Consider the following 23,859-nt stretch of genomic DNA (forward strand, 5'->3'; position numbering starts at 1 on the left):
GGTGAATCTCCTCTCGATGGCCGACGACGACCTGGTGTACTACGTGATCAGCGACCTCCACATCGGCGGCGACGAGCAGTTGGAGCAAGTGGATTTTCTGGACGAACTGCTCGGCTTTCTCGACCGCCTCGCTGAGACCGATGAAAACGCGGAGCTGATCATCAACGGCGACGCCTTCGGACTGTGGGAGTTCACGACCATCGATGGGATGGCGAAGTTCGACTCTCTGGAAGAGAGCTATCCGAACCTGTTCGAGCAGTTCCGCGAAACCGGCGAGAACATCGACATCACGCTGTTGCCGGGCAATCACGACCACGAATTAGCCGCTTACGAGGAGTACATCGACCGCTTCGCCGAGTACAACGTCGACCTCGTGCCGGACCAATCGATGACCCGGGCGGTCGGCGAACAAGCGATTTACTTCGAGCACGGTCACCAGCGCGACCCGAACAATCAGATCGACGACTGGGGGAATCCACACGCCTCGCCGCTTGGCTACTACTACAACACGCTGGTTACGAGCCGTGCCGGCCAACTCTCGGACCGCGGCCGGTACAACTGGCTGAAAGACGTGCAGGCAGTAACGCCAACCGAACGGATGCCGATCTGGCTGTTCTCGAAGTACTTCTATCGAGAGATGAATCCGCTGATCCGCTACTCGTTGATCCCCTTCTTGCTGTTGTTCAACATCAGCCTCGTCCTCGCGGTGCTCGCCGGACTCGATGTCATCGGCGTGTGGTCGACCCCCGTCGAATCGGTGACGGCGTTTCTCGGCCAGTTCGGCTCCGCTGGCACCGCTGTCTGGTTTTTAATCGCGCTCAACGTCACCGCTGTCGGGATGTTGGTGCTGATGGGAATCCCGCTGTATTTTATCCGCCGAGATGTCCGCAAGACGATCGACCGCTTTGGCGTCTTCGAGACGGAGTTAACAGTTGACGGTGTTTCGCCGTACATCGAGGCCGCCGAAGATGTCTTCGAGGACGACTCCGAGACGAGCATCTTCTGCTACGGCCACACCCACCGGCCGCAGGTCAACAACGTTGACGGTGGACTGATCGTCAACACCGGCACGTGGCTCAAACGCCTCCACCGCCGGGACGGAATCATCGGCATCCTCCCGCCGGTGTTCTATCCCTCCTACCAACTGCTGGTCGTACGAATGGAACCAGCCGACGACGGCATCGCCGTCGAGTACGAAGAGATCAAAAAGCCGAGTCCAGCAACAGAAGAGCTCACCCGGACTGAACGGATTCTGACTGTGGGTCGAGAGCCAGCGTTCGACGTGCCCACACGCCGAATTGTCGACCGGGACGGCACGGTAACGAAAGTGCCCGCCGATTCCGACAGTTAACTGTCGGCGAAGCCTTTCAGCACGCCCCGGCCCTCGGTACTGCCCAGTTCGGGCAGCGAGACGCGTTCGGGGTGGGGCATCATCACTGCGACGTGTTCGTTCTCGCCCGTGACACCCGCGACGTTATGTTTCGAGCCGTTCGGATTCACGTCGTCAGTCACGTTCCCATCTTCGTCGCAGTACCGGAAGATGACCCGGTCCTCGTCTTCGAGTTCGTCCAGTCGGTCGTCTTCGATCTCGAAGCGGCCTTCGCCGTGAGCGATTGGGAACTCGACGACTTCGCCTTCTTCGTAGGCGGCGGTCCACGGCGTGTCAGCGTTTTCGACGCGCAGGTGGACGCGCTCGCACTGGAAACGGGCGCTCTCGTTTGTCGTGAACGCGCCGGGAGTCAGCGAGGATTCACAGCCGATCTGTGCGCCGTTGCAGATCCCGAGAATGGGTGTCCCCTCCTCGGCCTGATCGCGGACCTCGTCCATGATCGGCGAGCGGGCAGCCATCGCGCCTGCGCGGAGATAGTCTCCGTAGGAGAATCCGCCTGGGAGGACGATTCCCGAGGTGTCCGCCGGCAAGCCGTCCTCGTGCCAGACCAGTTCCGCGTCGATGTCCACCGCGGATAGCGCCTGTACCGTGTCGCGGTCGCAGTTGCTCCCGCCAAACTGGATGACAGCGACAGTCATTGTTCGTCGATGGTGATCTCGTAGTCGTGAAGCGTCGGGTTGGCGAGCAGTCGCTCGGTCATCTCTGTCACGCGATTTTCGGCCTCTTCGCGGTCAGCGGCGTCGATATCGATCTCGAAGTGGTCGGCCGAACGCAGATCTTCGAGCTCGAAGCCGAGCCGTTCGAGCGAGCGCTGTGTCGTCTCGGCCTCCGGATCGAGGACGCCCCGCTTGAGACGGACGGTGATCGTCGCGGTGTAGGCTGTCATTGTTTGCTGTGGGGGTGGGCAACTCGAAAACGCTTGCGGTTTGGGGGTCGTCGAGGTGTACTTTATCAGTGATCGTGCTCTGTCAGCGACTCTGCTACGGGAGACGGCAGAAACCCCTCGCTCGATGGACGTGTACGGAGGGCCCCGGGCGAGTCGTTGCCGTTAGTCGCCACCGCCAGCGACACCGCTCCCGATTGCCGCGCCGCAGTTGCTGCAGCCAACTACGTAGAACCGCTTGGAGGAGCGGAACAGGCCGGAAATCTTCGCGTCCAGGTCGAGAAATTCCACGTCCGATGCTTCGGTGAGTTCTTCACCGCATTCAGTGCAGTGTACCATACCCGTAATTTTCGAGGGATATTTCATAAAGAACCAGCCAGCCTTGCAGGCTCTGAAACGACCGGGTGTCTGTCCGTGTTCTCCCACCGCAGCGCCTGACGCCTCTGTCGGTACCAGCGGATTCTCCGCTGAACAGATCTGGAACTCGCCACGGTCGACGCAATCGACAACACGACACGGCCCCAATGACTGGCATGGAATCTACGCCGAACTCGCTTCCGGCGGGGACGGAAATCGGGCGAACGGCGCTGAGGGTGGCAGACAGCGCTGCGATGATCGAGTTCTATCGCGGTGTCGTCGGCCTCTCAGTTCTCCGTGAGTCCGGAGCCACGACGATCCTCGGCGTGGACGGATCGCCGCTGCTCGTACTGACCGAAGACGAGAGTGTCCCTGAACAGCGGGGGACACCGGGACTCTTTCACAACGCATTCAGAGTCCCGACCCGGGAGGCGCTGGGCGACGCACTGACACGGATTCGTGAGCAGTGGCGACTCGACGGCGCTTCGGATCACGGCGTCAGCGAGGCGCTGTATCTCTCCGATCCCGAAGACAACGGCGTCGAAATCTACCGGGACTTTCCTCGCGAAGAGTGGCCGCGCACCGACGACGGTACCGTCGAGATGGGGACCTATCCGCTCGACCTCGAATCCGTCGCGGCCGCGGCGGGCGGCGCGTCCGAAGCACCACCGGGGACCGACCTCGGCCACGTCCATCTCGAAGTCTCCTCGCTGGACGCGGTCGATGCGTTTTACACCGAGACACTTGGATTCGATCTGCAGGCGACTATGCGCGAGGCACGGTTTCTCGGGGCCGGCGGCTATCACCATCACGTCGGCGCGAACACGTGGAACGGTCGGACCGGAACGGCCGGCGAGCGAGGGCTGGACTGGTTCGAGGTCGTACTGCCCGACAGCGAGTCACTCGATGCGCTCAGAGAGCGACTCGACCGCAGCGAGTACTCGGTAACGGAGACAGCGGAGGGGATCTCGGTATCGGATCCGGATCGCATCGAGATTCGACTGCGGACCGAAGAATGACCCACCGCGAGTGGAGAAAACGAAAGCTTATCGGCCCCTAATACACTCACTACGAGTATGACTGTCGCTGCGAGGTGGTACGAATGACCCGGGAGTTCACTGAAATTACCGTCGTCGGCGAGGACGATACCGGGCTGATCGCCAATGTCACGTCGCTGCTGTTCGAGCGGAGCATCAACATCGAGGATCTCGATCAGGCCGTCCGAGACGGAGTCTTCCGCATGACGATGCGGGTCGACACCTCCGAGATGGTCTGCACACAGGAGAAACTCCGCGAGGATCTCCACGACCTCGGTGACGAACTCGGCGTCGACGTGCAGGTCCGGTTTCCCGCCGACCGAGAGACCCAACAGATCGCCGTCCTGGTCACGCAGGAATCACACTGTCTCGAAGCGATCTTCGAGGCGTGGGCCAGCGGCGAACTCGGCGCGGACGTGAGCGTCGTCATCGGCAACCACAGCGATCTGGAACCGCTCGCCGAGAAATACGACGTGCCATTCCACGATATCGGCGACGAGAAGGGCACCCCCGACGAGGAACAACTGCTCGATCTCCTCGGCGAGTACGACGCCGATCTGATCGTCCTGGCACGGTATATGCGGATCCTCAGTCCCGACGTTGTCTTCCGATACGAACAGCGGATCATCAACGTCCACCCCTCGCTGCTGCCCGCCTTCCCCGGCGCGGAGGCGTACTTGCAGGCACTCGAAGAGGGGGTCCGCATCGCTGGAGTGACTGCCCACTACGTCACGACCGATCTCGATCAGGGACCGATCATCACTCAGCGAGCGTTCAACGTGCCGGCCGACGCAGAGGTCGAAGATCTCGAACGACTCGGCCAGCCACTGGAAGCCGACGCCCTGCTCGAAGCGATCGATCTCCATCTGAACGACGATATCACCGTCCACCGCGGGCGCACTCAACTGCGCGATAGCGCCGACGACGACGTGCAACTCGGCTCGCCGCCCGAACTGGACGACCTCAACCCCGACAGACCGCTCGACGGTCTCGGTGAAATCGTCGCCAGTGAAGGCGAAGCGGACGATTGAGACGGCTGCTTCGACTTTTTTGTAATCTCAGAACCACCGTAGGCTCTATTACGTATGAATTGTCTTACAATTATATATGACAGAACCAGACGGGGAACTCACAGAAGGGGGGGTTAGCGAGGTAACCCACGAATTTGCCAGCGACGAGTTCTACCGGGTACTCGCGAGTACAGTGCGCCGGCGGGTCCTGTTTTCACTGCTGAACAACGAGCAGTTCAGCACCGAGGAGTTGGCAGAGCTTCTGTACGGCTGGGAATCGACGACGGGTGAAGGCGCGACCTACGAGCAGATCCACACGGAGCTCCATCACGTCCATCTGCCGCGGCTCGCGGCGAGCAACCTCGTCGAGTTCGAGCCTGAAACCGGGACAGTCACCCAGGTCGAGTTACCCGAGGCGGTCCGTGCGGTTGTTCGCCACAGTATCGAAGCGGAGCAACACGAGCGACCACGGGACGCCTGATTCCGTCTATGTTCGATGAACTTTTCGATTCTGTCGAACAGCAGCACAAGAAGTGTACCGTGTACAGTGCCAGTTCAGACACTGACCTCGACGAGCGACTCGCCACCAGAAACGTGTCGGTCACGCATCGAGAGCTCCCGTCTGGCGGCCCGCGACCGTTCGTGACGATCCGAGAAGACAACGACACAGTCGGTGCACTGTCAGTGCAGCGTCTCAAGGGGCTGCTCTCTCCGACAGTCGATCAGTCACTCGACGCCAATACAATCGATCCGGGATCGAGTGAGACCTTCGAGTTGTTCGACGAGACGCTGTTTCGTTCACTCGATCGCCGACAGCTACTGCTCGCGAGCCGCGAGATCGAAGACCGGGCACTTCGGGTCGGAAGCGGGACACTCCGTGCTCAGTTCCAGACGTGGGACTCGTTCGAGCCACAGAAGGAAATCTACCACCGACTCACGACGGAGACGGATCTCTCCGTTCACCTGTACGGACCGTCCGACCGGACGCCGTCGGATCTCGACGGGATCACGGTTCACTCCGATCCAACGGGCACACTTGCGCCGTTCTGGTGTCTGGCCTTTGACGGCGGACCCGACCCCCAGCAAGCCTGCGTTCTCCTCGCCAAGGAAGGAAATGCGGGCTACGAAGGGTTCTGGAGCTACGACCCGGACCTCGTGGCGAGAGTCGTAGACGAATTGAAAACTGTTGATTGACTGTACTCCACAGTGTGAACAATCCTCCAGGCTCGACGCTGCACCATTCACAGATCTGATACGACCCACACAGTGGACCCACCCTCGAATGAGCGATTTCGCATGTTTTTAACCCGCTGACCGCATTTATTCGGGTACAATAAGTGACCGTTGGGATCGACGCCAGACCCTACTTGAAGCAACCAGTATATGCTGGTCCCATTCCTATGCTGATAGACCAGTACTGTTGTATCAAGAGGCCACGAGGCGGATGTCAGAACGCGAAACACGATCAGGAGGCGGATATCAATCCATGAAAGAGTATCAGTTCACATGTTCTTCGTGTGGGCAACAGATCGATGTTAACGAGACGATGCGGGAGGCAATCGAAACGAACGGCTGTCCAGTCTGTGCGGCGGCAGTCGACGAGAGTGAGTTCTCCGGGTAGTTCAGAAATCGCGGTCGACTTCGGTCCGGCGGCCAGTCAGTTCGTCCGGACGAAGGCGGTATAGTTTGATATCGAGTTCGTCTTTTCCTGTGCCCCAGATCTCGAACAGGGGGCGGCGTGCTTCGCCGTACTGCTCGATCTCTTCGACAGACATCTCGGACGGATCGATCTCTTCGAGGGGGCCGCTGGCCAGTACACTCCGGTACTGGGTCTGGGGATCGTTTTCGTCGTAGATGGCCAGTCGGGCCTGTGGCTCGGAAGAGAGAAACCGCCCCTTGTCGCTGTCCGGGGTCGAGACTAACCGCATATAGAACACTCGCGAATCAGCATCGTACCCGTAGGAGATCGGAATCGAATAGGGCTCGTTGTCACGGGCCAGCGAGAGTACGCCCGTCTCCGCGCCGCTAAGAAACTCGTCGATCTCTGCGGCCGACATCTCTGTTTCCTGGGCTAGACTCATTGTTTCCTTCGTCATGAACAAATGCTCTTGGGCCCTTAAGCTATTTCATGGGGAACCGTTCACGACTGGTTCGTTTCGAGCACGTCGCCGAGCAGTTTCCGCTGTGCGGTCATTAGATGTTCTGTAAACGTCGACTGTGCAATTCCGAGACTCTCTGCGATTTCGGTCGCGTTGGACTGTTTGGGTCGCTCGAAGTATCCCATCTCGTAGGCGACTTCGAGCACTTCGAGTTGCCGGTCGGTCAGTCGGCCGCGGTTGACGAACACCCGGTCTTCCGGCGTCCCCTCTAACGGCGGCTGGAGCAGTCGCTGGACATCGACTGGTGAATACCGGTCGCGCAACTCCCCGACGACGGTCTGGAGTGTCCCGAAGTTCTCGGCGTGAAAGACTAGTGTTAGCTCGCCATCCTCGGCGATATACCGGTGGACCGGACAGTCGTGTTGCCCGAGACACTCACACGGACAACATTCCGGCCCGTCGTGCACGACCCGGTAGATGGTCTGGGGGCCATAGGAGAAGATTGGATCGACACTGTCAGGAGCCTCGATATCGCTCGGGGCGAGAAACTCGGTCACGCTGTCGGTTCCGTCCAGACCGACCGAGGTCGAGACCTGATCGATCTGCGTCTCGACCAACCCCGCTGTGGCCGCAATCGGGCACTCGCCGGGATCTGCAAACGCAATCGTCGCGCGAATACCGGAGGACATCGATTGGCCGACGTTTCGAACCCGCCGGGCTTGAACGTATTGCTCCGGGTCAAGCGCCCGTTGGCTCGGTTCGCTGTCGGCGTGGTCCGGTATCGAGCAGTCCGATCCGGCCGGCGAGCAATCCGACGAGCAGTCCGGCGAAGTGTGCGATCAGCGCGACACCTGGACTGGCCGTCGCGAGGGTGACCACCGCTGCGATGACGATGAAGACGACGAGTGTCACCCACGTCGGCACCCGAACCGCCTGGACGAGCGAACTCGACAGCCGGTTACCGACTATCAAATACCCAAACAGTGCGAAGACGGCGCCGCTCGCACCGAGCACGCCGGCCGCGTCGCTGACGACGATTTGGGTAATGCCAGCGACTGCACCGCTGACAATGAAGAATAGATGAAATCGAAGCCGAGTCGTCGCGCGGGCGACCGGCCAGCCGAATAACACGAGTGCAACGGCGTTCGAGAGGAGATGACCGGTCCCGTTGTGGGCGTAGATACTCGTCACAATCGTCCAGGGATTCTGTGCAATCGGCGGCGAGAGGATGAACAGACTCTCGACGACGCCAGCGAATGCCGTGATAAACTGGAGGACGTAGACGAGGACGAAGACGAACAACAATTCGAGGACCGGCATACCTGAACCGTTTCCCATACTGTCACTGTGACTTTTTCTGTGATAATTCTGCCGCCGATCCGGCACCCGGGGAACGAAAAGCCTAATGGCTCCACTCCAGTAGCTGCCTGTATGAACAGTGAACAGATCATCGCGCTGTTTTTCGTCGGCCTGATGGTGCTCTCGATGCTCGCGTACAGCGCAACGCTCATCTGACCAGTGGTGGCCTCCGTCCCGACCCACCGCGCTGCCGTTCTGCGGATCGCAACATAATTACTCCACATCCCCCGAGATGGGGGCGATGAGTTCGCTTCGAGAGCAGATCCACGCCGTCGGTCACGACCACGTCAGCGCCGAACACGCGAGTACACTCGAACTGACCAGCGACGACTTTCTCACGCCTGCGGGTGATTGTATCATTGGGATCGAGGCCGACCGCGTGCCTGCAGACTTCGATGAGGACTTTGTCGCGGACTGTCAGGACGCCAGCGCGACGATCACGGTCGAACTCGACGCAGGCGGGTACACCGACCGCCTCCAGGCCCGCGGCGATCCCGAACTGAGTTTCGACAGCGAGCGCAGCGCGGTGATCCGAACTAGCGAGTACACCGACGACGACCGGACAATCGCCGTCGACGCGACGGCCGCTGCCGGCGATCTCGACCGCGATCTCGTCGCGGCGCTTGCCGATGGGGCGGCGCTTACCGCCACGCTGCGTGTCGAATAGCGTCTAGAGGGATTCCGGATCGAGTCCGTTCACGTACTGCCGAACGAGTGCGAAACTGACCACCGAGACGACGGTAATCCCCGCGACGTGGCCGAAGGTGATCGCTGCTGGACTGTCGACCGCCAGCAAGGCCGCTGTCGAGGCCGGATGCTCCGGTAGGGCGGCCGCTGCGCCGAACAACAGCAAGACCAGCGTCGAGTACAGAAGCTGTGCCTTCTGACGGGTTCCGGCAACCAGCCCGAGAAATAGGCCGATAGCGACGGTCAGCGTCGCGACTGCGGCGACGAGTAACAGCAACAGGCCCACGTTGGCGACGGCGATGCCGTTGACGCCCAGCAGTCCCAGCCACAGAATCGCCTGCAGTGGGGCGATCAGAATCATCCCGATCGCTTTCCCATCGACGATTTCTGTCAGTGAAACCGGTGCGACCCTGAGTAGTTCGAGCGTGCCCCGTTCTAACTCTTCGGTCACCGAGTCGACGACGACAGAGCCGCTGATAAACGGCGGCAAGAAGAGCAACAGCGGCAGCAGGATGGTGTAGGTGAAGGTGAAATACTGGGTAAAGTCGTCGCTGTTGTCCTGTTCTTCGGGCATCTCGACGGGCGAGAACTCCAGTGCATCGCCCCGGAGAGTACGCTCCTGTCGCTCGAACTCCAGCAGCAACTCCTGCAGGCGGACGATGATCAGCGTCGTCTCCAGACTCTCGGCCGGCACGTCTGCATCGACCGCGATACGGGTGCCACTGTCGGTTTGTACGGTCCTCGTGTGTAACACCGCGTTCAGTTCGCGGTTCTCGAAGGCCTCTAGGGCGGCCTGTCGATCCTCGTACGCGTTCGGGCTGACGCCCTCGGTCTCTTCTGCGACGCGGTACAGTTTCGTCTGTTCGTCGCCGGTGATGCCCACCTCGACCTCTCCTCCCTCTGCCGACGGGTCGTACAGCGAGGTTAGCCCGACGACCAGAAACGAGGAAAAGCCCGCGATGATCAGTTGAATCACCAGCGCCAGCACGATGGTCTTCTCGCGGCTGAGTGCCGATATCTCTCTGCCGGCGATCGTTATGCGACTGTCCGAACTGAATGCAGTCAATGGGTTACGCAACGAAGGTCACCACCGTTAGATTGTAGGCCAGATGGACGACGATCGCCAGCGCGACCGCCGCCAAATACGACCACCGATCCCGGGCGGCCCCGAACGAGGAGATGGTCGCCGTCACGACGTGTAACGCCAGCGGCGCGAGCAAGAAGAGTAGGACGACCGGCCCCTCGACGATCCCGCCGGTCAGTCCCGCCTCGGCAACCGCCAGTTCCGGGAGTCCGACCAACTGGGCGAGCAGCGCGATTTTCTCCCCGAGGAAGAAACCGACGCCGCTGGCGAGACCAAGGACGAGCGCCACTCGACTCGTCCGCTCGAAGGTGTTGTGACTGTGAGCGGCGTAGATGTGCAGGCTCTTGGCAAACTCCTCGACCACTGCGACCACGACCAGGATGAGCACGGTCGCGAGTTGCAACGAGACCTGCCCGATGGCGAAGATGAACGCGATCGCGAGCAGTTGGCTCACGAAGACAAAGGGGATCAGAACGACCGTCATGATCCCGACGTGGGAGGGACGAGAGATCGGAACTGCGAGTGCGTCGAGAATCTTCCCCGGAATCGAGCGCTGGTTGAACAGGTCTTCCTCGCGGTACAGCCCCGAGCCGAGACCGAAAAAGAGCATCGAGGTCAACAGTGGGGGAATCGTCGAGAACACGACCGACGAGAGCGCGATTGCCTCGCCCTGTAACTCCCGGACGACCAGCGTCAGCGGCGAGATCAGCGCGAGCGCTCCGGACTCGGTGAATATCGCCGGGACGAACGCATAGCTCGTCAGGACGACTGTGATCGTGACTGTGACGAACGTGAGTTCTTTGAACGACCGGGCGAACATCGCCCCGAGGAAGGTCGCAGAGAGAAACAGGAGGACGATAGGCATGACCGCAAACAGCGAGATGAGGCCGCCGAACCCGCCCTGTGCGATGTAGTACAGCGAGCCGGCGATCACCCCCTCGACGGCCATCGCCCCGAGGAAATACGGCAGCGTCTTCCCGCCGATGATGTCCAACCGGGAGACCGGCGAGACGAGCATGAGTTCACCGCGCCGGTTGAGTCGCTCCGAGAGCATCGTCGATCCGTACGCCTGAATCAGGAAGTTCAGCGGGATGACGAAGACGAACGCAAGCACCAGCGACTGGAAGGGGAATGGTGGGTTGATGTCCGCGGGTGAACCGCTGATTTCGTCTTCTGACAGCGTCGGTGTCGCAGTGCCGACCGCTGGATCTCCGCTGGTACTCGAATCGTTGCCGTCCTCCGAGCCATCTGTCCCGTCGGAGTCTCCGCCATCACTCGATCCGTCGCCGTCCCCTGTCCCGCTTTCTCCGCCACTCCCGTTGTCCGAACCGCTGCCGTCGTCTGTTCCGCTGCCGCCGTCCGTTCCGCTGCCGTCGTCCGTATTATCGCTGGATTCGTCGACAATCGTCTCGTTGTCTGTCGGCTCTTGCTCCTCGGGGGCCTGCTGTTCGCGGAACTCGACAGTAACCTGAATCGGGAAGGCAGCAGTCTGGTTGTCCTCGCCGGCCAGTTGCTGGTTGTTGTACAACTGGATGCTGTCCCGGAACTCCGAGAACGCCGCCGACCCTTTCCGGGTGTCCGCGATGCGGATCCTGTCGCGTTCGATCAGCAGTTCGATCTCTCCGTTCTGGAGTTCGTCTTCACCTGCGCCCTCGATAATCTCGAATTTGGGATCGGCTTCGGCGACGCCGTAGTACTGGCTGTCTTCGTCGACGCCGACGCGATAGATCCCGTCTTCCAGTCCGACGCCACCGGAAGCGATTAGCGGCGACACGGCGCCGAACAGAACGATCACCGTCAGCGTGATGGCAACCGTCCGCCGGTCGAGCCCGCCGGCGTTTTTTTGGACTTCCCAGCGGGCGATCCGCAGCAGTTTGCGCGGATTCACTGTCTGTCCTCCTCGTCGACGTATCGACTGCCGGTCGTCCCGGACTGGGCGACGTTCAGGAACACCTCTTCGAGGCTGGATTCTTCCGTCCGGATATCGATCACCTCCCCACCGGCCTCCTGTGCCGACGTCCGAACCTCGTCGACGGCGTCCATACTCTCGACGACGGTTCGGTAGCGGCCGTTCTCACGAATGCTGTCCCGCAGTTCGACGGTCGTGTAGACGTGATAGGTCGTCTCGCCGTACTCTTGCTGCAGTTGCGCGAGGTCGCCGCGGGCGACGATCTGACCCTCGTTCATGATCACGACCCGATCACAGATCGACTCGACGTGAAAGAGGTTGTGCGCGCTGAAAATGATCGTCTTCCCCTCCTCGGCAAGCCGCTCGGTGAACTCGATGATGTAATTCGTCGTGAGCGGATCGAGTCCACTCGCCGGTTCGTCGTAGATCAACACCTCCGGATCGTTGATCAGCGAGCGTGCGATGGCGACCTTCCGTTTCATCCCTTTGGACATATCGCCGAGTTGGCGGTGACGGTGTTCTAACTGGAGGTCGTCGAGCGTCTCGTGAATGCGCCGCTCGGCCACGTCGTCGTCGACGTCGTACAGATCCGCGAAGAAGGAGAGATACGAAATCGGCGTCATCTCCTCGTACAGCGGCGATTCCTCCGGTAGAAAGCCGAGATGGTGGCGCATCTCCGTCTCGCCCACGTCGTAGCCGGCCACCTCGGCACTCCCGTCGGTCGGGTCGAGCAAGCCGGCGAGCATCTTCAGCGTCGTCGTTTTGCCCGCTCCGTTCGGGCCGATCACGCCGAAGACCTCCCCCGACTCAACGCTGAACGTACTCCCTTCGACGGCGACGAAGCCACCGTACTCCTTGCGTAGCTCCCGCGCCTCGATCATCTACCCTTTTCTTTCGACCCGACCAATGTATATCTGGCCCCCCGATTATCGCCAGCAAAACTGTGTTGTGGTCTCCCACGACCGTCGCGGGTAATAATATTTAATTACGATGCGACCGGAGAGATGAACATGGCAGCAGAGGCGAACGAGATCGAAATCTGCCGGCACGATCTCTCCCTGCTCGTGATCGGCGGCGTGTTGCTGGTGGGGCTAGTGGTGGGGCTCCTTCCGGCAGTGGAGCTCTCGCGGTCGCTGTTCGCCGCCAGCGTTCCGGCTACCGGGGGGATGATCTACACACTGTTCTATCGGCCACCGACGGTCGAATCCGCAGATACGGCGAGTGAGCGCCGGGAGTAGAAAAAATCTGATTACCGCGCGACGGGCGAGCGCTCGCCCTGCTGTGCCTGTTTGACCTGCAGCGCAGCGCTCGCTGCCAGGCCGACCGCGAGATCTTCCTGCTGTGTTTCGTCGATTGTCATCTCCTCGTCGAGCGTACAGTTCGCGCTCACGATGCCGCCGATGGGCGGCTGGACCGCAACGGTCGCCTGCGGACCGTTCGAGCTATCGACGAGTTCGGAGCCGACGACGAACTCTCCGGGCAGGAGATCACGCGTCCGGTCCGCGACGGTCGAGAGTTCCTGTCGGAGATGTTTGCGCTGCTCGGCAGTCAGCTCGATGTCCGACGACTCGTCGCCAAACGGGGTATTCCCATACATGTGGTTCCCTATTCCATAGGTGGCAGGCGCTTATAAAGGCGGCGGCCAGTACAAAACCTGCGGCTGTCTCCGCCGAGGTACACGTCACGACAGTGCTATTCGCCTCTCAAAATGGGTCGAGCGACCTGTTTGCGAGGTTAGCGCGCTGCAAATAGCGCTTTGACCTCGTCATTTGGACCGTGTCGACGGGCCGCCAACGAGCGCTGCTGGATTACACTCTATGTCGGGTATTACGAGCTAATCTCTCAGACACTACACGATGATACCATCGAGCAGTTGGGACTTTCTGTCCGGTGGGCGAACGCTCCAGAAACTCAAATCTCGTGTGTGTACTTCTCGAATGATGATATCCATGCAGATTAATAAAATACTGACATAATGCAGAATTGCTAATTGTCAGCATCCCATTAGTGTCTAGATAATACACCATGCACGAGGACTCGGGCCCAGAGACAACGAGAGAGTTTCAAGCGATTGGCGGCGAGGGAGAGAGCGTCTACGAGGTAATCGTCCGCGAAATGGAAGATGCCGTCTTTTTGATCGATGTTGAGCAACACGACGAGGAGTATACGTTCCGGTACCGACGACACAACGCCACACACCAGCATCCGACTGGCTTTTCTTCGGAGGAAGTACGCGGACAGACACCACGAGAACTCCTCGGCGACGAACAGGGCGCGACCGTTGCAGCGAACTACCGCCGCTGTGTCGAACAGGGAGAGTCGATACAGTACCAAGAGACACTAGATCTCCCGAGTGGAATGAGTCACTGGCAGACGAAACTCACCCCGATAACCGACGGAGAGCACGTAACCCAAATCGTGGGGGTTGCCCGTGACATTACCGAACAAAAAGACCAACGGCAGAAGCTACAGCGACTGGACCGCCAGTTCGAAACCGTCCTCGAAACCATGTCTGCAGCGGTCTTTCTGAAAGATGTCGACGGCCAGTATCTGCTGATGAATCAGGCATGCCGGGAGTTGTTCGGCGTAGACGATCAAGAGATCGTCGGGCTCACGGACGACGATATCTTCCCACCAGAAATCGCGACACAGATCTCACGAGACGATCAGCGGGTCATCGAGAGCGACGAGACGATCGAACTCGAAGAGGAACTCCCGATGGCCGGAGGAAACACCGTCCGACTCACCCGAAAATCACCAGTGCACGACGACGACGGGGAGGTCACGGGTATCTGCGGTGTCTCGACTGACATCACCGAGCAAAAACAACGGGAACGAGAGATTGAGCGCCTCAAAGAGCGGTTCGAACTCGCTGTCGAGGGGGCAGATCTCGGTCTTTGGGACTGGGACATGAGGACCAACGAGGTCGATTTCAACGAGCAATGGGCCCAGATGCCCGGATACTCTCTCGACGAGATCGAACCACGTCTCGAGGAGTGGGAACAGCGCGTCCATCCCGACGATCTCGACGCCGTCGAGGCGGTTTTGGACGAACACATTGCAGGTGAAACCGACATGTACGATACGGAACACCGGATGCGGACTGCCGACGGTGACTGGAAGTGGATCCGTGACATCGGAAGAATCGCTGAACGCGACGAGGACGGCGAACCAGTTCGGGCCGTCGGTATCCATCTCGACATCGACGAGATAAAAGAGTACGAGCAGGCTCTCGAACGCCAGCGCGAGCAACTCCGGCAGATTATCGATCTCGTACCTGACCTCGTCTTCGCAAAAAACCGCGACGGTGTGTACCTTCTGGCCAACGAAACCACCGCCAACATCTATGGGTTATCTCCCCAGCAGGTCGAAGGGAGCAAAGAAAAGGAGATCATTCCTGATGTTGATGACTCTGAATCGTTCCGAAAGGATGATATCGACGTGATTGAATCGGGAGAATCAAAAGTGATCCCCGAAGAAGAGTTGACCACTGCCGAGGGCGAAACGAGGATTCTTCAGACGACAAAAATCCCGTACGAGGTTCAGGGCAGCGGCGAAGATGCGGTGTTGGGATATGCCAGAGACGTAACCGAACTCAAAGAATACGAGAGAGCACTCGAACGCCAGCGGGATAATCTGGGGGTGCTCAATAAAATTGTCCGTCACGATATTCGCAACGACCTCCAGATCATACTCACTTACGGCGATGTCCTCGGTAACTACATCGAGGAAGACGGCGAAGAGTATCTTCGAAGTATAATGGACGCAGGCCGCGACGCAGTTGGAATCACTCAGACTGCTGCTGAAGTTACTAATGTGATGCTCGGCTCAGAGACCGAGCAGACGCCAGTGAATCTTCGATCGGTCCTCAACACGCAGATGGAACACGTGCGAACGAACCACGAAGGCGCCCTCATCTCTGCTGATGGAACGGTCCCGGAGGTAACAGTGTTGGCTGATGATATGCTGGAGTCGGTGTTCCGGAACTTGCTGAACAACGCTATCGTTCACAACGACAAAGAGCTTCCCGAAGTCACCGTTTCGGCGACTGCTGACGAGGAGGTGGTTCGGGTTCGTATTGCAGACAACGGGCCAGGGATTCCCGACGACAAAAAGGAGCAAATGTTCCAGGAGGGTGAAAAAGGTCTCGACAGTGAAGGGACTGGAATCGGACTGTATCTCGTCCAGACACTGGTTGATCGGTACGGCGGAGCTGTCTGGATCGAGGACAACGAACCTGACGGAAGCGTGTTCATCGTCGAACTGCGCCGTGAATAGGAGGAAGAATACCCGACCGTTAGCCGATGATTGCTGAGCAGGATGTTTCTGTTTCCTGTGCCACACGTCCCCGCTATCTCTACACGCAGGCTGTCCCGCAGTCATCTCAGTCGTGACTGGTCTCCCTGCTGTGCTAACAGTACTCTCTGATCGTCAGTTTCAGTGCACGAGCCGTTGCTGACTCTGGTCCGTCACGTACTTGCTCGTCGCGTCCCTACAATGCAGTAATGGAGTATTTGAATCGACGGCGGGACCGCATCGAGCAACGGCTCGAAGCGGTGCTGGCCGAGACCGAACCGGACACGCTCACAGAGGAGATGGAACACGTCACTCTCTCCGGCGGCAAGCGCGTCCGGCCGACGGTCACCGTGCTGGTCTGCGATGCGCTCGACGGCGACACCACACAGGCACTGGATTACGCTGTCGGGATCGAACTCGTCCACAACGCCTCACTCGTCATCGACGATATCATCGACGAATCTGAACTGCGCCGCGGGACGCCCGCCGCGTGGACCGCCTTCGGCTACGGTCCGGCGATCACTGCCTCTGATGGCCTGATCGGCGAGGCCTTCGCGCTCTTTTCGGAGAACGAACGCGCCATGCAGGCCGTCGCCGAATCGATGGTCGAACTCGGCGAGGGCGAGGCGATGGAACTGGTTAGCGAGCCCGTCGGCGAGGAGGAGTATATGGAACTGGCTCGCCGCAAGACGGGGGCGCTGTTCCGCGCAGCGGCCGAGCTCGGCGCGATTGCGGCCGACGCCGACCCCTTCACCGTCGAGGCGTTCGGCCAGTACGCCGAACGCGTCGGCGTCGCCTTCCAGATGCGCGACGACGTGCTCGATGCGACGGCCGACGCCGAACAACTCGGCAAGCCCACAGGAACAGACGCGGCGATGGAGCGTCCCTCGTTGGTCGAGGTGACCGATCTCACGCCGGAGGAAGCGACCCAGCGGGCCCGCGACCAGTCGAGCAAGGCGCTCGATTCACTACAGGCAGCCGACGTGGCGGACAGCGAAGCGAAACAGTTCCTGCGGGAGTTCGCCGAATTCGTCGTCGAACGCGAGAAGTAACCATGGACCAGCGGGCCGTCGTCACGGGGTTTTTGCACAACGGCGGCGAGATTCTCTTGCTCCGCCGGAGTGAGAACGTCGGCTCCTATCGTGGCTGCTGGGGTGGCGTCGCGGGCCACGTCGAAGACCACGCCGGCCCGGAGATCGAAGACCCAAAACTGGCCGCGATTCGAGCGGAGATTCGCGAGGAGACGGGAATCGATCCGGATCGCCTCTCGCTCGTTCGGTCTGGCGAGCCGTTTTCCGTCGAAGACGCTGATCTCGGCACCCGCTGGACGGTTCATCCCTTTCTGTTCGATTGCCCGACGCGGACGGTCGAACTCGACAGCGAACACACCGTCTGCGAGTGGACTGCCCCCACAGACATTCTCGACCGGGAGACGGTGCCTCGGCTCTGGACCTCCTACGATCGGGTTCGATCGACCGTCGAGGATATCGAAACCGACCGCGAACACGGCTCGGCGTTTCTCTCCGTGCGCGCGCTGGAAGTCCTCCGTGACGAGGCCGGCCTGCTAGCACGGGCTGACAATCGGGCTGCTTTCGAGAACGTCGAGTCGGTCGCTCGCGCACTGCTCGATGCCCGCCCGTCGATGAGCGTCCTCACAAACCGGGTCAACCGAGTCATCGACGCGGCCGGAACAGATCCTGCTGCCGTCGAGACGGCGGCAATCGAGGGGATCGACCGCGCGGAGTCCGCCGACGAGCGGGCCGCCGAGAATCTCCGTTCGCGGATCGACGGCGCGCGTGTTGCAACCCTCTCTCGATCCGGGACCGTTCTCCGGGCGCTGCAGGAAGCCGACCCGGCGGCGGTCTTGCTGTCGGAATCGCGGCCGGGGCGGGAAGGAATCGATGTGGCGGAGACACTCGCCGCCGAGACGGCAGTGACGGTCACGAGCGACGCCGCTTTCCCCGGCCTGCTGTGCTCGTGGGAGGCGGATTTCCTGGTGGTCGGTGCCGATGCAATCCTGCCCGACGGGGCTGTCAGGAACAAGGTCGGTACTCGGGCCGCAGCGGCCGTCGCCGCTCAGGCGGACGTTCCAGTTGTCGTCGTCTCAGCAGTCGATAAGGTGACACCAGACGACACCCACCACGCGGAGGACAGACCGGGTGAAGAACTGTACGACGGGTCGGCAGTCATCGACATCGTCAACCCGACCTTCGAACGAACCCCCGCGGAGTTGATCGACCGCTACGTCACAGAACGAGGCAAATACGATACTGAAGCGATTCGCTCACTCGCCGCGAACTTCGAGAGTCTCGGCACGTGGGCAGAGTAACGGTGGCTCGCTGGCCAGTCGAACTGGTTGTTCGCGGTCCCGAGTGAACCGGCTGTCGTCAGGAACCGATCGAGCCGTGCTTGGTCGCACAGTTCGGACATTCGTCGTCCGTGGTGATCCGATAGATCACCTGACACTCGTCACACTTGACAACAGCCACTTCGTGTACCTTGTCCAGATCCATGCGATCCATACATCCCTTACTCGGCAACAGGTAATAACCCACAACAGACCCACATAATGACAACACTGTCCGCGAGGATGGAGCGACGCCACTCTGGCGAAAGGGACACACATTTATGCAACCACGGGGTAAGAACGGGTACTATGAGCAAGAAATCGAAGGCCAAAAAGAAACGACTGGCCAAACTGGAAAACCAGAACAGCCGCGTCCCGGCGTGGGTCATGGTCAAGACCGACCGCGACGTGATGCGCAACCCACAGCGACGACACTGGCGGCGGAGTGACACGGACGAATGAGCGCGAGTGATTTCGAGGAGCGGGTCGTCACAGTCCCGCTTCGCGACGCCAACCGCGGATCGAACACCGACGCCGCCGACAAGGCGATGTCGCTCGTCCGCGAACACCTCGCACAGCATTTCTCCGTCGAGGAGGATGTCGTCCGTCTCGACCCCTCGATCAACGAGGAAATCTGGTCGGGCGGTCGCTCCTCGCCACCGACGTCGATCCGCCTCCGTGCGGCCCGGTTCGAGGAGGAAGGCGAGGTCGCCGTCGAAGCGGAAGTCGCTGAATAACGGTGCTCCGCGCGGCATTCTCCGGGTCGCCGTACATCGGCGTCTTCGCCCGGGCAACGAACGACTGTCTGCTCATCCGTCCCGATATCGACGACGACCTCGTCGCCGACTGCGCCGATGAACTCTCCGTGCCGGTCGTCGAAACCACGATCGGCGGCTCTGGAACCGTCGGTTCGCTCGTCGCCGGCAACTCGAATGGGTTGCTCGTCAGCAACCGCGCTACCGACCGCGAGATCGACCGGATCGAGGAGGCAGTCGATCTGCCGGTCACCGAACTCCCCGGCCGGATCAACGCCGCCGGTAACGTCGTCCTCGCAAACGACAACGGCGCGTACGTCCACCCGGACCTGCCTCGCGAGGCGATCCAGCGGATCAAAGACGGTCTCGATGTCCCGGTCGAACGCGGCGATATCGCCGGCGTAAACACCGTCGGCACGGCCGCCGTGACGACCGGCCGCGGTGTGCTCTGTCACCCGAAATCGACCGACGAGGAGCTCGATCGGATCGAAGCACACCTCGACGTGCCGGCAGATATTGGAACGATCAACTACGGCGGGCCGCTGGTTGGCTCGGGGCTGATCGCAAACGACGACGGATACATCGTCGGTTCGGAGACGACCGGTCCGGAACTCGGTCGGATCGACTCCGCGCTAGGCTACGCAATTGATTGATCTGACAGTTTTCTGCCGGATATTTCGTCCGATCTGAGACACCCAACGCCGGCGATTCCTCGGTGCCTGAACCGGAAATATTTACTCCGATACAACAACCAACTTTAACTTTGACAGGCCCAATACAATTGTGTGAACAACGCTCAGCGCGATAGAGGGAAGGCCATCCATCGCGAGACAGGCCAGACCTTCTATTATGCGACACGGCTGCTGCCCGAGCGGATTCGGGAACAGACCTACGTGCTCTACGGATTCTTCCGTGTCGCGGACGAAGTCGTCGACGACGGTTCGGCGCAGTCCCCAGACACGCAGCGCGAACGCCTAGAGTCGCTCAGGTCGGCGGCTCTCGGTAATTCGCCGGCCGAAGAGCCGGTTATCGAAGCGTTTTCCGAGATCCGTGAAGCGGAAGGCATCGCCGACGAGGAGGTCAACGAGTTTATCGACGCGATGTGTGCGGACATCGACACCGACCGGTACGAGACCTACGAGGATCTGGAGGGCTATATGCGGGGTTCGGCGGCAGCGGTCGGGAACATGATGACGACGATTATGGACATCGACCAGCCAGAGAAAGCCCGCCCGCATGCGATGGCACTCGGTGAGGCCTTCCAGTTGTCGAATTTTATCCGCGATGTCCGGGAGGATATTCGCGAACTTGACCGGGTTTACCTCCCGATGGAGACGTTACAACAGCACGGCGTCACTGTCGAACAGATCGAACGCGAAGAGTCCAGTCCGGAGTTCCGTCGTGCAATCCAGTCCGAACTCCGCCGCGCCGAACAACTCTACCGCGAGGGTGTCGCGGGCATCGAGTATCTGCCGAAAGACTGCCAGTTTGCGGTCGTGCTCGCGGCGGTCCTCTACGCCGAACACCACCGGCTCATCCGCAAGCAGGATTACGACGTGCTCTCGACCCGGCCCGAACTCTCGACGCCCCGGAAGTTGTATCTCGTGGCCAAGACGTGGTGGAACTGGCGGCGCTACGAGGATCCTGTGACTGTTTTCCGTCGGGTGAGCGCGGTGCCCGCCGACGAGGCCATCTCCGGCGACGCCGAACACGGGATTCCGTCCATCAAGTGACCGCAGCGCGGCTACTTCTCTCGAAAGTTGTTCGATTAACTACCACTGCTCGACTACCTGCGGGATGCAGCCGACATCCCGGATATAGTAATCGTAGTGTGTCGGGACGATACTCCCGACATCGTGATCAGCGTAGTTCGCTGGTTCGGGGCCGTCACAGCCCTTCTCTCCGGCGGCGTCCTCGAACTCGCGGGTTTCGTAGATCCACTCTAACACCTCGTCGCCGTCGTCGTGGAAGTTGTCGCACTCTCTTGCTGCGTACTCGATGTACTGGCCGTACTCCGCGTCGAACCAGCCGGCATCGAGCGAAACGGAATCGTCCGCGACGGCCGCGCCGAGCAACGACACAGAGTCGACGACGTTTTCCTGGCCGTAGTCCTCGGTCAGCGACTTGAGTGCGAACAGGACGACACGCGCGCCCAGTGAGTGTGCGATCCACCGGACGCTGGTGTCGTAGGTGTTCGTGTACCACTGCGTGAAGTTGGCCAGTTTCCGACCGTTTCGTTCGGCGATGGTCTTGCCGTCTGCCCACCCAAGGTCGATGCTGTCGCCCTTGTCGGCGTCCCAGGTGAACACCGCCGTATCGCCGGTGTAGCCGTTCGCCTCCAGCGCGAGTTGGCACTCGTACCCGGAGTCGATATCGTCGTCGTCCTCGTCAGAACTTTTGAACCCGTGGATCAGAAGCGTCAGCGTGTCCTCTCCCCACGAGGACGGCCACGACCCCTCGACGTCGTAGCTCCAGGCTGTCTCACCGTTGATCAGGTTGCCGTCGCTGTCGAAGTGATCTCGCGTGGAGACGCGCTGGTAGTCGCTTGGCGCCTCAGCCTTCTCGCCCTCTCCGTCGGTCAACCCCCCCGCTGCTGCCGTCTCGCTCGCCCCCACGAGCGCGACGGTACCCAGGGCAGCGCCGGCCCCCCTGCGCAGAAATGACCGCCGTGTTTGGCCCTCTGTCTCCGTTGGTTCCCCAACCGTTCGATTCCCCCACTGATATGGCCCTGTTGGCGCCATACTATGTTAGCTAATCACAACCAAATAATAATTATGTTGCTAATGTGATTGTTTGTCACCTCGACAGCAGAGTCTGCGGATTCGTTGTGGTATTGGAGCGCCAGACCGGGCAAGAGGGCAGTTAGTCGAAAGTCGGCAACTCCGACCGGACTGGGAAGTCGAACCGGTCGAGGCTGTACAGTGTGAAGCCGAACCCGGCCGCAATCGCGACCGGAATCCACGCGCCGTAGAAGGCGTTGATCGAGCCCCACAGCAGGACGAAACTCACCATGTCGTCGAGCATGTACTCACAGTCTCGGATTCGGCCGAGTAACGTCGTTCCGTCGAACGCGATGTCCATCAGGACGGTCGCAACGACCGCGCTCAGGATCCAGCCCGCGTAGTTGAGCAGCGGGACGCCGTAGTACGCGCCGGACTCGTAGACCCAAAAGCCAAGCGCGACAGCGCCCGGATCGAGCACCAGATCGATCGCGACGACCATCGCGGCGACAGCGGGGACGCGAACGACTCTCGCGCTCGCTCGCTCGCCGAGCAACAGAACACAGAGCAAGTAGCTGTTGAGCACCAGTGGAATGAAAAACAGCGGCAGTGCCCACGGAATCGTTCCGCCGACCATCGGCCCCAGCGACACCTCGTAGCTGAACTCGCCGTATGGGAGCCCGGTTGTCGCGCCCACGTACTCGATGCCGTAGGTGTACGCAACGAGTGTCGACAGTGCGATACCGGCCCGACGATCGACGAGTGGCGCGAGGCCACCGATCAACGGCAACCGCATCACTGCGACGCCACAGAGTACGAGCCACGGGTTAAACGAAAGCGGTGCGGGGAGCAACCCCTCCGCGCTGGCCAGGAGCAAGACTGCGCCGACGACCGGGAAGACGACAGCGATGGTAAATCGATTTTCGGCGACGAGGGCATCGAGGCTGTGCTCGAAGGCTCGACGGTCCGAGACCATCCGGCGAAGCAGTTCCCGAGTCGTTCGGTCGCCCGAATCGGACGTTTCAGGCATAGACCAGCCTCCAGATTGCAGCCATCGTCAGCGCCGCCCCGGCGGCCGTGTTGAGAATCGGGAACCACCAGTACGCGCGGTCGATGTCGACGGATGCGAGGACAATGCCGGCGATAAAGACCGGATAGACTCCCAGCACGACCGCAAAGAAGGGATGCACAGCACCCATCAGCGCCGCCGATCCGAGCCAGCAGCCAGCGCAGTACACCAGCGTCCGGCCGTGTCCCAGGACCGTCGCTGTCGTCTGGATTCCAGCCTCACGGTCCGGTTCGATATCCGGGATCGCCGAGAAAGTGTGCATCCCCATCGTCCAGAGCCACCCGCCGGCGATCACCAGCACTGGCGGCAGTTCGCCGGTGAGCGATCCGTACGCGACCAGTCCCGGCATGATGTACAGGCCGTTCGAGACCGAATCCAGAAGTGGCGTCGTCTTGAACCGGATCGGCGGCGCGCTGTAGGCCGTCCCGAGTAGCAAGAAGCCGGCGAGCGGGCCGCTTCCGGCCGGCGGGAGGATCGGAACGAACGCGAGGCTCAACATCGCCGAGACCACCACGACCGCCGTCACCAACCAGCCACCGCGGTAGCGGACTTCTTTGCCCTCGTCGGATTTTTTCGGGTTCTCGTCGTCGATATCCGCGTCGAACATGTCGTTGATGCCGTACAGAAAGACATTCGCGGGGACGAGGAAGTACGCGAATAGCGCGACCGAAAGCGGCGTGAAATACTCCGCCGTCGAACTGGCTCCGTACGCGACGCCGACCACGACTGGTCCGGCCAGATAGAACCAGAAACGAGGCCGGGAGAGCCAGAACAGGTAGCCGACGAAGGACTGCTCGGAGGGGGCAAGCCCGCTCAGTCGGTCGCTGACATCTGTCACGGTACTGTGTCAGTCGTCC

Annotated in this window: 30 protein-coding genes; 16 read left to right on the forward strand and 14 right to left on the reverse strand. The window is 60.7% G+C overall.

Annotated elements, in window-relative coordinates; all coding sequences use genetic code 11:
• Positions 1–16 precede the first annotated feature (16 nt).
• Entirely contained in the window at positions 17–1,351 is a 1,335-nt protein-coding gene (locus tag V8P86_RS12565) for a metallophosphoesterase (protein ID WP_336327622.1), read from the forward strand.
• Here the strand turns inward: V8P86_RS12565 and purQ are convergent.
• From purQ to V8P86_RS12580, 3 genes are all read right to left on the reverse strand, one after another.
• The gene (gene purQ / locus V8P86_RS12570) at positions 1,348–2,028 is read right to left on the reverse strand and encodes a phosphoribosylformylglycinamidine synthase I (RefSeq protein WP_336327623.1); all 681 of its coding nucleotides are present in this window, start codon (positions 2,026–2,028) and stop codon (positions 1,348–1,350) included. The genes V8P86_RS12565 and purQ overlap by 4 nt on opposite strands.
• Positions 2,025–2,276 (reverse strand): phosphoribosylformylglycinamidine synthase subunit PurS, encoded by a 252-nt coding sequence (gene purS / locus V8P86_RS12575; RefSeq protein WP_336327624.1) that lies wholly within the window; start codon positions 2,274–2,276, stop codon positions 2,025–2,027. Before purS ends, purQ begins: the two co-directional genes overlap by 4 nt.
• A gap of 162 nt (positions 2,277–2,438) precedes the next feature.
• Positions 2,439–2,612, reverse strand: coding sequence for a hypothetical protein (locus V8P86_RS12580; protein ID WP_336327625.1), 174 nt, complete (start codon positions 2,610–2,612; stop codon positions 2,439–2,441).
• Between the two features lie 194 nt (positions 2,613–2,806).
• Here V8P86_RS12580 and V8P86_RS12585 point away from each other — a divergent pair, with 194 nt between their 5' ends.
• From V8P86_RS12585 to V8P86_RS12605, 5 genes are all read left to right on the forward strand, one after another.
• On the forward strand, positions 2,807–3,649 hold the full coding sequence (locus V8P86_RS12585) for a VOC family protein (RefSeq protein ID WP_336327626.1): 843 nt from the start codon (positions 2,807–2,809) through the stop codon (positions 3,647–3,649).
• A gap of 83 nt (positions 3,650–3,732) precedes the next feature.
• Positions 3,733–4,698, forward strand: a complete 966-nt coding sequence (locus V8P86_RS12590; RefSeq protein WP_442909395.1) for a formyltetrahydrofolate deformylase — start codon at positions 3,733–3,735, stop codon at positions 4,696–4,698.
• A 76-nt stretch (positions 4,699–4,774) separates the two neighbouring features.
• On the forward strand, positions 4,775–5,158 hold the full coding sequence (locus V8P86_RS12595) for a DUF7344 domain-containing protein (RefSeq protein ID WP_336327628.1): 384 nt from the start codon (positions 4,775–4,777) through the stop codon (positions 5,156–5,158).
• An 8-nt stretch (positions 5,159–5,166) separates the two neighbouring features.
• Complete coding sequence (locus tag V8P86_RS12600; protein WP_336327629.1) at positions 5,167–5,871, forward strand: DICT sensory domain-containing protein; 705 nt, start codon at positions 5,167–5,169, stop codon at positions 5,869–5,871.
• 292 nt (positions 5,872–6,163) lie between these two features.
• The gene (locus tag V8P86_RS12605; protein ID WP_336327630.1) at positions 6,164–6,298 is read left to right on the forward strand and encodes a DUF7560 family zinc ribbon protein; all 135 of its coding nucleotides are present in this window, start codon (positions 6,164–6,166) and stop codon (positions 6,296–6,298) included.
• A gap of 1 nt (position 6,299) precedes the next feature.
• Here the strand turns inward: V8P86_RS12605 and V8P86_RS12610 are convergent, their stop codons facing one another.
• The 3 genes from V8P86_RS12610 to V8P86_RS12620 are packed head-to-tail and all read right to left on the reverse strand — an operon-like array spanning position 6,300 to position 8,114.
• The gene (locus V8P86_RS12610; RefSeq protein ID WP_336327631.1) at positions 6,300–6,758 is read right to left on the reverse strand and encodes a pyridoxamine 5'-phosphate oxidase family protein; all 459 of its coding nucleotides are present in this window, start codon (positions 6,756–6,758) and stop codon (positions 6,300–6,302) included.
• A 59-nt stretch (positions 6,759–6,817) separates the two neighbouring features.
• Entirely contained in the window at positions 6,818–7,465 is a 648-nt protein-coding gene (locus tag V8P86_RS12615) for a helix-turn-helix domain-containing protein (RefSeq protein ID WP_336327632.1), read from the reverse strand.
• A gap of 49 nt (positions 7,466–7,514) precedes the next feature.
• The gene (locus V8P86_RS12620; RefSeq protein ID WP_336327633.1) at positions 7,515–8,114 is read right to left on the reverse strand and encodes a rhomboid family intramembrane serine protease; all 600 of its coding nucleotides are present in this window, start codon (positions 8,112–8,114) and stop codon (positions 7,515–7,517) included.
• 21 nt (positions 8,115–8,135) lie between these two features.
• On the opposite strand from V8P86_RS12620, the gene V8P86_RS12625 reads away from it, so the two are divergent.
• Together V8P86_RS12625 and V8P86_RS12630 are read left to right on the forward strand one after the other, a co-directional pair.
• The gene (locus V8P86_RS12625; protein ID WP_336327634.1) at positions 8,136–8,291 is read left to right on the forward strand and encodes a hypothetical protein; all 156 of its coding nucleotides are present in this window, start codon (positions 8,136–8,138) and stop codon (positions 8,289–8,291) included.
• Between the two features lie 85 nt (positions 8,292–8,376).
• Positions 8,377–8,802, forward strand: a complete 426-nt coding sequence (locus V8P86_RS12630; protein ID WP_336327635.1) for a DUF371 domain-containing protein — start codon at positions 8,377–8,379, stop codon at positions 8,800–8,802.
• 3 nt (positions 8,803–8,805) lie between these two features.
• Here the strand turns inward: V8P86_RS12630 and V8P86_RS12635 are convergent, their stop codons facing one another.
• Genes V8P86_RS12635 through V8P86_RS12645 form a run of 3 tightly spaced genes read right to left on the reverse strand, consistent with a single transcriptional unit; the run spans position 8,806 to position 12,696 of the window.
• Positions 8,806–9,900, reverse strand: coding sequence for an ABC transporter permease (locus tag V8P86_RS12635; RefSeq protein ID WP_336327636.1), 1,095 nt, complete (start codon positions 9,898–9,900; stop codon positions 8,806–8,808).
• Complete coding sequence (locus V8P86_RS12640) at positions 9,893–11,794, reverse strand: PrsW family intramembrane metalloprotease (RefSeq protein ID WP_336327637.1); 1,902 nt, start codon at positions 11,792–11,794, stop codon at positions 9,893–9,895. The genes V8P86_RS12635 and V8P86_RS12640 overlap by 8 nt, the downstream gene beginning before the upstream one ends.
• Complete coding sequence (locus V8P86_RS12645) at positions 11,791–12,696, reverse strand: ABC transporter ATP-binding protein (protein ID WP_336327638.1); 906 nt, start codon at positions 12,694–12,696, stop codon at positions 11,791–11,793. Before V8P86_RS12645 ends, V8P86_RS12640 begins: the two co-directional genes overlap by 4 nt.
• Before the next feature lie 129 nt (positions 12,697–12,825).
• On the opposite strand from V8P86_RS12645, the gene V8P86_RS12650 reads away from it, so the two are divergent.
• Complete coding sequence (locus V8P86_RS12650; RefSeq protein WP_336327639.1) at positions 12,826–13,053, forward strand: DUF8015 family protein; 228 nt, start codon at positions 12,826–12,828, stop codon at positions 13,051–13,053.
• An 11-nt stretch (positions 13,054–13,064) separates the two neighbouring features.
• On the opposite strand, the gene V8P86_RS12655 is transcribed toward V8P86_RS12650, so the two are convergent.
• Positions 13,065–13,412, reverse strand: a complete 348-nt coding sequence (locus V8P86_RS12655; RefSeq protein ID WP_336327640.1) for a DUF5811 family protein — start codon at positions 13,410–13,412, stop codon at positions 13,065–13,067.
• Positions 13,413–13,840: 428 nt separating this feature from the next.
• Here V8P86_RS12655 and V8P86_RS12660 point away from each other — a divergent pair, with 428 nt between their 5' ends.
• The 3 genes from V8P86_RS12660 (at position 13,841) to V8P86_RS12670 (ending at position 18,440) form a co-directional block, all read left to right on the forward strand.
• A complete protein-coding gene (locus tag V8P86_RS12660; protein WP_336327641.1) occupies positions 13,841–16,093 on the forward strand; it encodes a PAS domain-containing protein in 2,253 nt (750 codons plus the stop codon).
• A gap of 227 nt (positions 16,094–16,320) precedes the next feature.
• Positions 16,321–17,163, forward strand: a complete 843-nt coding sequence (locus tag V8P86_RS12665) for a polyprenyl synthetase family protein (RefSeq protein ID WP_336327642.1) — start codon at positions 16,321–16,323, stop codon at positions 17,161–17,163.
• Positions 17,164–17,165: 2 nt separating this feature from the next.
• A complete protein-coding gene (locus V8P86_RS12670; protein WP_336327643.1) occupies positions 17,166–18,440 on the forward strand; it encodes an eIF2B alpha/beta/delta subunit family protein in 1,275 nt (424 codons plus the stop codon).
• A gap of 58 nt (positions 18,441–18,498) precedes the next feature.
• Here the strand turns inward: V8P86_RS12670 and V8P86_RS12675 are convergent, their stop codons facing one another.
• Complete coding sequence (locus V8P86_RS12675) at positions 18,499–18,633, reverse strand: hypothetical protein (RefSeq protein WP_336327644.1); 135 nt, start codon at positions 18,631–18,633, stop codon at positions 18,499–18,501.
• A 134-nt stretch (positions 18,634–18,767) separates the two neighbouring features.
• On the opposite strand from V8P86_RS12675, the gene V8P86_RS12680 reads away from it, so the two are divergent.
• From V8P86_RS12680 to V8P86_RS12695, 4 genes are all read left to right on the forward strand, one after another.
• Positions 18,768–18,920 (forward strand): 50S ribosomal protein L39e, encoded by a 153-nt coding sequence (locus tag V8P86_RS12680; RefSeq protein WP_159764232.1) that lies wholly within the window; start codon positions 18,768–18,770, stop codon positions 18,918–18,920.
• Positions 18,917–19,195: a 50S ribosomal protein L31e gene (locus tag V8P86_RS12685; RefSeq protein WP_336327645.1), complete on the forward strand. Its 279-nt coding sequence runs from the start codon at positions 18,917–18,919 to the stop codon at positions 19,193–19,195. Before V8P86_RS12680 ends, V8P86_RS12685 begins: the two co-directional genes overlap by 4 nt.
• A 2-nt stretch (positions 19,196–19,197) precedes the next feature.
• The gene (locus V8P86_RS12690) at positions 19,198–19,866 is read left to right on the forward strand and encodes a translation initiation factor IF-6 (protein ID WP_336327646.1); all 669 of its coding nucleotides are present in this window, start codon (positions 19,198–19,200) and stop codon (positions 19,864–19,866) included.
• Positions 19,867–19,998: 132 nt separating this feature from the next.
• Positions 19,999–20,946: a phytoene/squalene synthase family protein gene (locus V8P86_RS12695; RefSeq protein WP_336327647.1), complete on the forward strand. Its 948-nt coding sequence runs from the start codon at positions 19,999–20,001 to the stop codon at positions 20,944–20,946.
• Positions 20,947–20,985: 39 nt separating this feature from the next.
• Here the strand turns inward: V8P86_RS12695 and V8P86_RS12700 are convergent, their stop codons facing one another.
• The 3 genes from V8P86_RS12700 to V8P86_RS12710 all read right to left on the reverse strand — a co-directional run bounded on the left by V8P86_RS12700 (position 20,986) and on the right by V8P86_RS12710 (position 23,840).
• The gene (locus V8P86_RS12700) at positions 20,986–21,954 is read right to left on the reverse strand and encodes a DUF726 domain-containing protein (protein ID WP_336327648.1); all 969 of its coding nucleotides are present in this window, start codon (positions 21,952–21,954) and stop codon (positions 20,986–20,988) included.
• A 121-nt stretch (positions 21,955–22,075) separates the two neighbouring features.
• On the reverse strand, positions 22,076–22,963 hold the full coding sequence (gene cruF / locus V8P86_RS12705; protein ID WP_442909396.1) for a bisanhydrobacterioruberin hydratase: 888 nt from the start codon (positions 22,961–22,963) through the stop codon (positions 22,076–22,078).
• Positions 22,956–23,840: a prenyltransferase gene (locus tag V8P86_RS12710; protein WP_336327649.1), complete on the reverse strand. Its 885-nt coding sequence runs from the start codon at positions 23,838–23,840 to the stop codon at positions 22,956–22,958. Before V8P86_RS12710 ends, cruF begins: the two co-directional genes overlap by 8 nt.
• Positions 23,841–23,859 lie beyond the last annotated feature (19 nt).

Origin of the sequence: Halovenus anhuiensis, from assembly GCF_037080055.1 — an archaeon.
In the GTDB taxonomy this organism is placed as follows: domain Archaea; phylum Halobacteriota; class Halobacteria; order Halobacteriales; family Haloarculaceae; genus Halovenus.

What these genes read in the sequence shown, in the direction of transcription:
- V8P86_RS12605 (WP_336327630.1), top strand. Translation starts at nt 6,164, where the DNA reads ATGAAAGAGTATCAGTTCACATGTTCTTCGTGTGGGCAACAGATCGAT.
- V8P86_RS12660 (WP_336327641.1), top strand. Translation starts at nt 13,841, where the DNA reads ATGCACGAGGACTCGGGCCCAGAGACAACGAGAGAGTTTCAAGCGATT.
- V8P86_RS12610 (WP_336327631.1), bottom strand. Translation starts at nt 6,758, where the DNA reads ATGAGTCTAGCCCAGGAAACAGAGATGTCGGCCGCAGAGATCGACGAG.
- V8P86_RS12590 (WP_442909395.1), top strand. Translation starts at nt 3,733, where the DNA reads ATGACCCGGGAGTTCACTGAAATTACCGTCGTCGGCGAGGACGATACC.
- V8P86_RS12600 (WP_336327629.1), top strand. Translation starts at nt 5,167, where the DNA reads ATGTTCGATGAACTTTTCGATTCTGTCGAACAGCAGCACAAGAAGTGT.
- V8P86_RS12675 (WP_336327644.1), bottom strand. Translation starts at nt 18,633, where the DNA reads ATGGATCGCATGGATCTGGACAAGGTACACGAAGTGGCTGTTGTCAAG.
- purS (WP_336327624.1), bottom strand. Translation starts at nt 2,276, where the DNA reads ATGACAGCCTACACCGCGACGATCACCGTCCGTCTCAAGCGGGGCGTC.
- V8P86_RS12670 (WP_336327643.1), top strand. Translation starts at nt 17,166, where the DNA reads ATGGACCAGCGGGCCGTCGTCACGGGGTTTTTGCACAACGGCGGCGAG.
- purQ (WP_336327623.1), bottom strand. Translation starts at nt 2,028, where the DNA reads ATGACTGTCGCTGTCATCCAGTTTGGCGGGAGCAACTGCGACCGCGAC.
- V8P86_RS12645 (WP_336327638.1), bottom strand. Translation starts at nt 12,696, where the DNA reads ATGATCGAGGCGCGGGAGCTACGCAAGGAGTACGGTGGCTTCGTCGCC.
- V8P86_RS12630 (WP_336327635.1), top strand. Translation starts at nt 8,377, where the DNA reads ATGAGTTCGCTTCGAGAGCAGATCCACGCCGTCGGTCACGACCACGTC.
- V8P86_RS12595 (WP_336327628.1), top strand. Translation starts at nt 4,775, where the DNA reads ATGACAGAACCAGACGGGGAACTCACAGAAGGGGGGGTTAGCGAGGTA.
- V8P86_RS12680 (WP_159764232.1), top strand. Translation starts at nt 18,768, where the DNA reads ATGAGCAAGAAATCGAAGGCCAAAAAGAAACGACTGGCCAAACTGGAA.
- V8P86_RS12620 (WP_336327633.1), bottom strand. Translation starts at nt 8,114, where the DNA reads ATGGGAAACGGTTCAGGTATGCCGGTCCTCGAATTGTTGTTCGTCTTC.
- V8P86_RS12665 (WP_336327642.1), top strand. Translation starts at nt 16,321, where the DNA reads ATGGAGTATTTGAATCGACGGCGGGACCGCATCGAGCAACGGCTCGAA.
- V8P86_RS12655 (WP_336327640.1), bottom strand. Translation starts at nt 13,412, where the DNA reads ATGTATGGGAATACCCCGTTTGGCGACGAGTCGTCGGACATCGAGCTG.
- V8P86_RS12700 (WP_336327648.1), bottom strand. Translation starts at nt 21,954, where the DNA reads ATGGCGCCAACAGGGCCATATCAGTGGGGGAATCGAACGGTTGGGGAA.
- V8P86_RS12585 (WP_336327626.1), top strand. Translation starts at nt 2,807, where the DNA reads ATGGAATCTACGCCGAACTCGCTTCCGGCGGGGACGGAAATCGGGCGA.
- V8P86_RS12580 (WP_336327625.1), bottom strand. Translation starts at nt 2,612, where the DNA reads ATGGTACACTGCACTGAATGCGGTGAAGAACTCACCGAAGCATCGGAC.
- V8P86_RS12650 (WP_336327639.1), top strand. Translation starts at nt 12,826, where the DNA reads ATGGCAGCAGAGGCGAACGAGATCGAAATCTGCCGGCACGATCTCTCC.
- V8P86_RS12565 (WP_336327622.1), top strand. Translation starts at nt 17, where the DNA reads ATGGCCGACGACGACCTGGTGTACTACGTGATCAGCGACCTCCACATC.
- V8P86_RS12615 (WP_336327632.1), bottom strand. Translation starts at nt 7,465, where the DNA reads ATGTCCTCCGGTATTCGCGCGACGATTGCGTTTGCAGATCCCGGCGAG.
- V8P86_RS12685 (WP_336327645.1), top strand. Translation starts at nt 18,917, where the DNA reads ATGAGCGCGAGTGATTTCGAGGAGCGGGTCGTCACAGTCCCGCTTCGC.
- cruF (WP_442909396.1), bottom strand. Translation starts at nt 22,963, where the DNA reads ATGCCTGAAACGTCCGATTCGGGCGACCGAACGACTCGGGAACTGCTT.